The 10,247-nt window shown below is 49.8% G+C and carries 6 protein-coding genes; 5 read left to right on the top strand and 1 reads right to left on the bottom strand.

The genetic code is table 11. From position 1 onward, the window contains the following. Nucleotides 1-1,433, bottom strand: a 1,433-nt coding sequence (locus tag ACTHMC_RS06185; protein WP_440411791.1) for a GAF domain-containing protein, incomplete at its 3' end; no start/stop codon positions are given. A 319-nt stretch (nt 1,434-1,752) separates the two neighbouring features. Here ACTHMC_RS06185 and ACTHMC_RS06180 point away from each other — a divergent pair. The 5 genes from ACTHMC_RS06180 (at nt 1,753) to ACTHMC_RS06160 (ending at nt 10,062) form a co-directional block, all read left to right on the top strand. Then, on the top strand, nt 1,753-2,343 hold the full coding sequence (locus tag ACTHMC_RS06180; RefSeq protein ID WP_440411793.1) for an RNA polymerase sigma factor: 591 nt from the start codon (nt 1,753-1,755) through the stop codon (nt 2,341-2,343). A gap of 56 nt (nt 2,344-2,399) precedes the next feature. Continuing rightward, a complete protein-coding gene (locus ACTHMC_RS06175; protein WP_440411789.1) occupies nt 2,400-3,560 on the top strand; it encodes a FecR family protein in 1,161 nt (386 codons plus the stop codon). Nucleotides 3,561-3,784: 224 nt separating this feature from the next. Next, nucleotides 3,785-7,315, top strand: coding sequence for a SusC/RagA family TonB-linked outer membrane protein (locus tag ACTHMC_RS06170; protein ID WP_440411787.1), 3,531 nt, complete (start codon nt 3,785-3,787; stop codon nt 7,313-7,315). Between the two features lie 12 nt (nt 7,316-7,327). Then, nucleotides 7,328-8,680 (top strand): RagB/SusD family nutrient uptake outer membrane protein, encoded by a 1,353-nt coding sequence (locus ACTHMC_RS06165; protein WP_440411785.1) that lies wholly within the window; start codon nt 7,328-7,330, stop codon nt 8,678-8,680. Between the two features lie 11 nt (nt 8,681-8,691). After that, nucleotides 8,692-10,062, top strand: a complete 1,371-nt coding sequence (locus ACTHMC_RS06160; RefSeq protein WP_440411783.1) for a thioredoxin family protein — start codon at nt 8,692-8,694, stop codon at nt 10,060-10,062. Nucleotides 10,063-10,247 lie beyond the last annotated feature (185 nt).

Raw genomic sequence — 10,247 nt, 5'->3', positions numbered from 1 at the left:
AGCGTATGCTGTACCAGGAAATTCCTGAGCCGCTCAGCTGCCGCTATTTCTTCGGGATGCCAATTTTGTGCCGTGTGATGTACGGTCTGCTGCCATACCTTGAAGGAGTGGCGGGGATGGTACACTGTTGAGTTGGGTTCAAACTGAACCGCATCATCCGGGTTGCCACCCCATGAAATCGTTTTGATCAGCTCCGGTCTGAATGCGATCAGGTAATTGCCTCGGTCCGGTTGAACCGGCAATGCAATAATACCACTGGCTTTGTCTGCAAAAGTATGGCTCTCTTCAAACACGGCTGGCAGCTGGTGTTCATGGTAGGTCTGTTGCCTGGCTTTCTGACGAAGCCAGTATACCAGCACCTCGATATCCCCTTCGGAAGGTGTTATTCCATCTGTTTCAATTTGCCCTTCCCAACTGAGGGCGATGCCTTCCGCACGGAGAAAGGACGTGAGCAGTGCAGCATTGTCGGCAAAGGCTTCCACGATGCTGTTTGTGACGGCGATTTTTTCAACGATGTCTGCAAACTGCCTGGTGAGCTCTTGCTTAAGGGATACTGTTTCTTCGTTCTGCAGAGAAGTGATCTTCTGCGAAAGCATATTGGAGATCATTTCCACTACGGAACATTCTTCAAAGGAAAGATATTTAGCCTCCCGGTGATGGCAGGCGATCAGTCCCCACAGCTTGCCCTGGTATTGGATCCTGGCACTCATGCTGGCTTTCACCTGCATGTTCTTCAGGTATTCTATATGCACGGACGCCACACTGCGCAGGTCTGCATTGAGCAGGTTGGTAAAACTATTGCTGACCGGGTTGAGCAGGGGATAGATCTTTACTGGCTCGTATTCCCGGTTGGGAATAAGCCTGTATGCATTCTTGAGATACATTTCCCGCGCAGGTTTGGGAATATCGGAAGCCGGGAAAGTAAGCCCCATGTAAAGTTCCATGCCTTCTTCCGCTTCTTCGGCCAGCACAGTCCCGTTCCAGTTCTCATCAAAACGGTAGATCATGATCTTGTCGAAGCCCGTCCATTTTTTCATTTCCCGGACCGTGACCTCACAGACTTCCTGCAGGCTGTCGGCAAGATTTATATATTGCGAAATATATTTGATCCGCTGGTAAATATCCAGGAATGACTGTGGAGGATTGGAGTAAAATTTTCTGAGCTCTGCTTCAATAACAAATCCTTCTTCCACTACATGGATCAGGCAGAAGACCTTTTCTGCCACTCCATTCACAAGGATTGGTAATACCAAAGGCAGTTTGCCATCGATAGTGTCCTTTACTGCCTGCCTGATCAGATCGACAGCCTCCTGTGTGAAGATATTCAGGGCCTTTGCGCCGGCTACTTCACGGTGCCCCAGATTCACCAGTCCGGAAATATTTTCACTTACCTGGATGATTTTTTCAAAGGACCGGTCAAGCAATAAAAGCACACCGTGCGGTTGAATGGAATTTGTTTGATGTATAGGGAGTTTGCCACAAAATGTTGCATCGTAGTTCCTGGGTGCTGCCACTAACGTTGTTTTTGACAAACCTAAGGTAAAAATCGAGCCATAACTTATTGGACTGCACGAATGATGCAATTCTTTTTATTTTTTTTTTATCATCAGGGGTTTGGTACTGATTTTCATGGTGTTCGATTACCCGGAATGGGGTGTATTCTCCCCAGTTGAAGACTTCCTGCAAGTACCGGCTGCCCATGCGAAATGATTTGATTTCTTTATTTTTATCGCGGATCAATTCGCCCGCTGACTGAATTCACAAGCTCCATACGACGAAAAAAAGGTACTGCAACTGATCGCTGCCGGAGATGCGGCTGCCTTCCACCGCCTGGTGGATACATACTGGAAGAAGGTATATGGCCATGCCATGTCTTACATGAAATCACCCCGCAATGCGCAGGAGCTCACCCAGGATGTGTTTGTAAAGATCTGGCAGCAAAGGACGCAGTTGACTGGTATTGAACATTTCAAAAGTTATCTCTTTATTGTAAGCAGGAACCAGATCATTTCCGCCATCCGCAGGAAACTGCGGGAAACCTCGCTGGATGAAGATTTTGATTTGCCGGAAGATCTGTTGCAACCTGACCGGCAATTGCATTACAAAGAAGTAATGGGCTGGATCAACAAGGGCATCGACGCTCTGCCACCCATGCGGCAACAGGTGTTCCGTATGAGCCGCATACAGGGAATGACCCATGAAGAAATTGCACAGCAACTCGGCATCGCCCGAAATACGGTAAAACAACATATTGTGCTTGCCCTCAATGCGCTCAGGGAGCATCTCCGGCAATACACGGATATCGCGCCCATCCTGATAGCTTTCATTTTCCTCGACCGCTGAAAATTTATTTTTAAACCGGTTAATCCCCCCTTGATACGAGCTGCGTCTTTATTGATATGCAAGGCTCACCACTCAGCGAATTGCTCGACAAGTATGTAACCGGCAGCCTCAGCGAGGCTGAAAAAAAGGAACTGGCCGGGATGCTGGATAATGTTTCCGCACAGGAAGAATTACAGGCTTTGCTGCAAGCCAGTTTTATGGATGACCGCTATGAAGCGGCTGATAATACGGAGTTGCAGACCAGTCTCCATGAATTCCTGCAACAACATATGGATGCAGATGCTTTACAAAAACGTTCTGCCCCTTTACGCAGGCTCCTGCGTTTTGCAGCTGCCGCGGCAGTGCTGCTCATTATTGGCGGAACCGCCTGGTGGTGGAACACAAAGCACGCTCCAGCTAACCAAACTGAGATCACTATCGCAAAGGGTGATATCGATCCTGCGAAATCTTCAGTCACCCTCACCTTAGGGAACGGTCAGCAGATCGATCTGGAAGGATCTCCCGATGGCGCCCTCACCACGGAAGGAGGAGCCGGAATAGTAAAGAATGGCAGCCTGCTCAGCTACAATCTTCAGCCTTCCTCTGACAAAATCGTTTACAATACTGTTTCCACTTCTTACGGAAGTCAATACCTGCTTGAACTGGCGGATGGTACGAAGGTCTGGCTGAATGCATCCTCCTCTCTTCGTTATCCCACTGCCTTCAAAGGTGCAGAGCGCGTTGTGGAATTGCAGGGCGAAGGATATTTTGAAGTGGCGAAGAATGCCGCCCAGCCTTTCCGCGTGAGGTCAGGAACTGCCAACATACAGGTGCTGGGCACCCGTTTCAATGTGAACGCTTATGCAGGAGACCCTCTGCGTACCACCTTGCTGAATGGTAGTGTGAAGATCAATGGACAGATTCTGAAACCTGGTCAACAGGCTATTCTAGATAACAACGATCAGGTAAACCTTACTGAGGCCGGCATCGAAGAAGTGATGGCCTGGAAGAACGGCCTTTTCCTGTTCAATAACCGACCGCTGCCGGAGATCATGCGCGAAGTGGAACGCTGGTACCAGGTGAAAGTTGTTTTCGCCGGTCCGGTCAAAGGCCGCTTCACCTCCACGCTTCGCCGCAATATACCTCTATCCAAACTGCTCCGCACACTGGAGCTGACAGATGAAGTGACATTCAGAATCGAAGGGAATACTATCACGGTAAAACCGGTGACACAATAATTTTCTTGTAAATAGTTGCTTCAAATGAAAACCGGAGACCGCGGGAACGGTGCTCCGGTGAATAGTCTGAATTAACGATGATAATACAATCTGCGAGACTGTTTATTAATTAACCCAAACTCACCGTCTTTGCAAAGCAAAGGCGGTCTAAACTCAAAGTTATGCATTTTAAGCTGACTACCCCGTACATGGGTGCGGTGTGGAAACCAAAACTGGTGCGAGTTATGAAACTTTCTGCGATCCTGTTACTGATGGTATTACAAGCCTCGGCCATCTCTTCGGAGGCCCAGCGCGTGAGTATCACAAAAAAGAATATTCCACTGGCGGAAGTATTCAAAGAGCTGTACCGCCAGACTGGCTACACTTTTACATTCAGCAGTGGCGCAATGGAACGTGCCAGACCCGTAACCTTGAATGTGCAAGATGTGTCGCTGGATGAAGCCCTGCTGCTCTGTTTCAAAGACCAGCCGCTGCAATACACCATCATTGAATCAGACAGGGTAGTGGTGGTGAAACAACGCAGGAATATCTCACTTTTTGAAGAAGAACCACCGGCTGATCTTTCCGGAAGGGTAGTGGACAGTTCCGGAATGGCATTGCCCGGTATCTCCATCCAGGTAAAGGGTGGAAAGAATGGCACCAGCACAGATGCCAATGGTTATTTCTCGCTCAAAAGCGTTCCCGATAATGCCGTGCTGATCGTGAGCGGCATCAATATCGAAACCCGCGAAGTGGCCGTGCAGGGCAGAACCGAGCTCACCATCCGTGTGAACATCAGCATCCGCCAGGAAGATGTGGTAGTGGTGAACACGGGCTACCAGGCGCTCCCGAAAGAAAGATCCACCGGAAGTTTCAGTACCGTGGATGCAAAGCAGCTCGACAGGCGCCCCGTGTCCGATATCATCAGCAAACTGGAAGGGTATGCAAGCGGGCTTTCGTTTGTCCGTAACAGTTATGATGCACAACCCAAACTGGTGGTACGAGGCAGAAGCACCATCTATGCCAATGATAAGCCCCTGATAGTGGTGGATGGCTTCCCCATTGAAGGCGATATCAACAGCATCAACCCCAACGATGTTCAGAATGTCACCCTGCTGAAAGATGCAGCCGCAGCCTCCATCTGGGGAACCAGGGCCGGCAACGGTGTGATTGTGATCACCACCAAAAAAGGAAAATTCAACCAGCGACCCTCGGTAGAGGTCCGCAACCAGTTCACCTGGGCAAAGAAACCCGATCTTTTCTATCTTCCACTGATGTCTGTTTCTGACTATGTTGATCTGGAACAACAATGGTTCGATGGCGGCCGTTACGATACTTATTTCAATACCGCCGCGCACAGGAGAAGGCCACTTTCTGATGCTACCCAGATCATGATGGACCGCAAGAACGGTCTGATCTCCGGCGATCAGGCTACCAGCATGCTGAACGACCTGAAGACCGTGGACGCCAGGCAGCAATCCGAAGATGTGCTGTACCGCAACGGCTTCCGCAGCCAGCAGGTGCTCAGCGTTACCGGCGGCTCTGAATATATCCGTTATGCTTTTTCAGCAGGTTACGATAAAGATCTCAGCCAGGTGCGCGGCAACAGCTCCGACCGCATCACCGTGAGGTCCGACAATTCCATCCGCATCACGCCGAAACTCACTTTCAATGTGGCTTTCAACTCCGCCTGGGATAACCGCGAGAACAATGGCGTAGGCCTCGAAGGTTTCCAGGGTGATTCCCGCAACGGCCTGAACAGTTACATCAATGGCCGGTATGCCTACTTTCCCTACCAGCGACTGGTTGATAAAGATGGAAACCCTGTTTCCATTCACAGGAATGTAACGGGTGATTACAATGAGTACCTGAAGAAAAAAGGTTTCCTGGACTGGGCATTCAGACCGGCCGAAGAGATCAACCTGCGCGACAATACCCTGAAGTCACAGATGACAAGACTGGCCAGCGGGTTTGAATACAAGATCCTGCCTTCATTGCGTGTTGACCTGAAATACCAGTATGAAAAAACTACCGGCAACCTGCGTAACTATCAACCCACCTCTCTCTATTCCACCAGGGATGTGATCAACAGGTATACGCTTTTTGCGGCTGACAGCACGCTCACACGCAATGTGCCCAATGCAGATATCCTGGACCTGGGAGTGAACCAGATCACTGCTCATTCCTTCAGGGGGCAGGTGGATTACAATAAAGATTGGCAGGATAACCGCCATTCTCTCACAGCAGTGGGTGGTATGGAGATCAGGGATTCCAAAGTGGATTCGAGGACCGATAAATATTACGGCTATAACGACCGTACCCTCAATTACGCCAATGTGAACGGTACCAGTTCTTTCAGGACCTTCCCGACAGGACAGACGGCGAGAATTCCCATGAACAATTCGTTTTCGTATAGTGTGGACCGTTACGTGAGCTGGTATGGTAATGGTGCTTACACTTATCTGGGCCGGTATACTTTATCGGCGAGCGGACGTATCGATCAGTCGAACCTGTTTGGCGTGAACCGTAAAGACAGGAACGTGCCGCTCTGGTCAACCGGTGCTGCCTGGACCATCAGCCGTGAGCCTTTTTTCCATTCCAGCATCGTGAACAGGCTCAAGCTGCGCGCTACGTACGGCTTCAATGGAAATATCGATAAAAGCCTGACCGCTTACCCGGTGGCCAGCAGCCTGCTGGACTTCTTCCTTACAGGACTTCCAACGCAATACATCACCAACCCCGCCAATCCTTTATTGCAGTGGGAGAAAGTGAGCCAGCTCAACCTGGGCGCAGAAGTAAGTTTGTGGAACAGCGCTGTGAGCATCAGTGCGGAATATTTCCGCAAGGGAGGTCGTGATCTGTTGGGTGATCTCTTCCTGGACCCCACCAGTGGCTTTCCCACAATGCGCGCCAATATCGCCACCATGAAAGGCAGTGGCGTTGACCTGGAACTGAATGCCACAGCGGGCCGCACCCTGCAATGGCAGACCAGGTTACTGGTAAGCCATGCTACGGACAAGATCACGGACATCGCCATCATACCATCTTCCAATGCATTTGATAATGGCACCAGCCGTTTCATGCTGGCCGACAGAAGGATCATTCCCATGATCGGGAAACCTGTGTACGGCATCTACAGTTTCCGCTATGCGGGTTTGGATGAGCAAGGCAATCCGCAACTCTATGGAGCTGATGACAAGCCTGGCAGTATCCCCGAAATTCTGAACAGCCTGCCTGCAGACAAGCTGGTATATAACGGTCCTGCACGGCCGACATTCTTCGGTGGCTGGACCAACACTTTCTCCTGGAAGAATTTCACCCTTAGCGGTACTATCACTTATAAGTTCGGTCATTATTTCAGGAAGAACTCCATCAACTACGGCGGACTGAATGGTACTGACAGTCGTATTCTGGGTCATGCCGATTATGGACTTCGCTGGCAGAAGCCGGGTGATGAAAAGATCACGGATGTACCGAAATATCCCGGGCTTACCAATACAGACCAGTACCGGGATCAGGCCTGGCTGTACTCAGACAGGCTGGTGGAAAATGCTTCTCATATCCGTTTGAGGGATGTGAATATTTCCTATGACCTGTTTGCAGGCAGGAAGAAATATTTCTTCAGGTCCATGCAGGTATACGTTTATATGGAAAACCTGGGATTGCTCTGGAAAGCCAACAAGGCCGGCATCGATCCTGATTATGTGCCGCTCACTTATTCCACCTTCCTGCCGGTGCCATTCACTGTAACGGCCGGGTTTAAAGTTGAACTATAAAACCAAAAAAACATGAAACGTTTCAAATATATGTGGATGACCGCTGCATTACTGGCCAGCGCGGCGGGTTGCAAAAAGTACCTGGACGTAGTGCCTAAAGGTCGCATCATTCCCAATACTACAGAGGATTTCAGGCAATTGCTGGATAATAACAACGACCTCAATTACAGTGGTCACCTCGCTGAACTGGCCAGTGATAATCTTTTTCTCACCGATGCCGAATATCTCAGTCTCAGCACCAACTATGCACGTAACAGTTTCATCTGGGCCAAAGAAGTATTTGCACCGGATGATCAGATCAAAGAGTGGAACAACAGTTACCAGCGGACATATGTAGCCAACCTGGTGCTGGAAGGTTTGAACGAAACCAATACAGGCACTCCCACAGAACGCAATACCATCAAAGGAGAGGCGCTCTTCATGCGCGCGCATGCCATGTACAACGTTACGCAGGTATTCTGTGCTCCCTGGGATTCCGCAAAGGCGGGTACCACGCTGGGAGCCGCTATCCGGTTGAGCTCGGATGTGTTTGTGAGATCACAGAGAAGCAGCTTGCAGGAAAGCTATGACCAGATCATCAAGGATCTCAAAGAAGCGGCGGAACTGATGCCGGATGCCACGGAATTCAAAACAAGGCCCGTGAAGCCTGCTGCCTATGCGTTGTTGTCGCGGCTCTTTCTCAGTGCAGGTAATTTTGAACTGGCGCTGGACTATGCATTGAAAGCGCTTGCCATCAACAACAAACTGCTGGACTATAAAACCGTGAGCCCTGCAGGGTTTCCGGTCTTCCCGAAATTCAATGTGGAAATGTTGTATTACGATGCAGGCAGTTATGATGTGCCTTATTTCTTCCTGCCTTCTTTCAACCCGGCGCTGTACAATATGTATTCGGATAATGATTACCGTAAGAAACTATACTTCACGGCTACTACCAGTAATGGTGTACTGAACGTGGAAAGAAATGCCAGTTACGTGGACTACGGATATTTCACAGGCCTTGCCAATGATGAATTATACCTCACCGTGGCGGAATGTTACGCGCGGAAGAACCAGCTGGTTCCGGCCCTTAAATACCTGAATGACCTGCTGATCAAAAGAATCGACAATACTTTCATACCTTTCGATGCTGCTGACCCGGAAACGGTGCTGCGGAAGATACTGGATGAAAGAAGGAAGGAACTCGCAGGCAGGAACCTGCGCTGGACAGACCTGAAGCGCCTCAACAAAGACCCGCGCTTTGCCATTACCCTCACCAGGGTGATCGCAGGTACCACGTATACCTTGCCTCCCAATGATCTCCGTTATGCTTATCCGATTCCGCAGAGCGTGATCAACCAGACAGGCATGAAACAAAACCCCCGGTAAATAAAGAAGCTATGAAACGTTTGCTGACATTAGTATTGATTACGGTATGCTGCGCACCCGGACTGGTTGCGCAGGATAAGGGACTGCAGTTCTTCCATGGAAGCTGGGCCGAACTGAAGGCCGAAGCCAAAAGGACCAACAAACTCATTTTTGTGGATGTGTACACCGACTGGTGCGGTCCCTGTAAAAAAATGGTGGCGCTGGTTTTCCCTTTGAAGGAAGTGGGCGACAAATACAATCCCGGCTTTATCAATTATAAACTGGATGCGGAGAAAGGAGAGGGGCCTGAACTGGCGAAGCAATTCAGTGTACAGGGTTTCCCCACCTATCTGTACCTCAACAGTGATGGCGACCTGATCCATCGTGGTATCGGGTATTTTGAAGCGGATAAGTTCAATAAGAATGCAGATATCGCTATCAGTTCGGCCAATGATCCGAACTCCATTGGCAAGATGACGCAGAAATACGAAAGCGGCGTCTGGGACAAAGCATTCCTGCATGCCTATGCGCAGAAGCTGATCGACCTGGAATTATCACCTGCCAAAGCGCTCGACGAATATTTCCCGCTGCTCACTAATGCTGAAAAAGCATCACCGGAAATAAAGAAACTTTTCCTCCGCGGACTGGGTATCAACAATCCCGCCATCATGAACTGGCTGCTCACCGATGTGCAGGAACTGAGCAGGATCAGCCGCGAATCGAATATCCGGAATGCTTTCGGATCCACTCTGTATGACCAGCTCTATAGCCAGCTGAGCATGAGCGCAAGTAAGGCCGTGCAGGCAGCAGAATGGGAAGAATACCTGCTTTACAGGGAATACCTGAAACAATTGGGAGGTGAAACCGCTATGCATAATGTGAATGCCATCTCCAGAATGGACATGAGTTACTATGCTGCCGCAGGAAAGATAGACAGCCTCAAACCTCAGGCAGATAAATTTGTGGCTGAGACCTGGAATATGCCGGTGGATTCCATCAGAGCACGTGATGCCAGAGAACTGGCCAGGTTCATGAAACCCTATCTTGATGGATCGAAGGACAGCACAAAGAACGACTACTTCCAATCCATGAAGTATTCTGCATCCGGCAAGTTTGCCATGGATGCGGCCATTAACCTGAACAGTGCTGCTGAAGGCTTTGCCACTACAAAGGCAAGCGTGAAAAAACAATGGCTGAAGCAGGCATACGACTGGAACAGGAGAGCAGTATTGCTGACGCCTGAGTCCGTGAAATATCATTTCACGGAAGCCCGGCTCTTAGCCAAACTGGGTAAGAAAAAAGAAGGCGTGAAGATCATGGATGGACTGATCGAAAAAGCTAAAAAGAATAATAATAAAGCATTGCAGGAAAACCTCGAGAAGATCCGTAGTGATCTTAAATAAATTAAGAACTTATTAAATTGTTACGGGGCAGGCTTGTAAAAGTCTGCCCCTTTTTATTCCGGGGTGTGACCAGTCGCTGGCGGCACCCGCGCTGGGGGTTTAATACGCGCCGCCCCGCGCCAAGCCGCGCGCCAGGTGCGAGCCAAAAATTTTGAAAAGCGGGGACGCCCGGCGCTGCACCCGGG

The sequence above is a fragment of the Pseudobacter sp. genome (assembly GCF_051955275.1).
GTDB lineage: Bacteria > Bacteroidota > Bacteroidia > Chitinophagales > Chitinophagaceae > Pseudobacter.
This window is presented reverse-complemented; position numbering and strand designations above follow the sequence as displayed.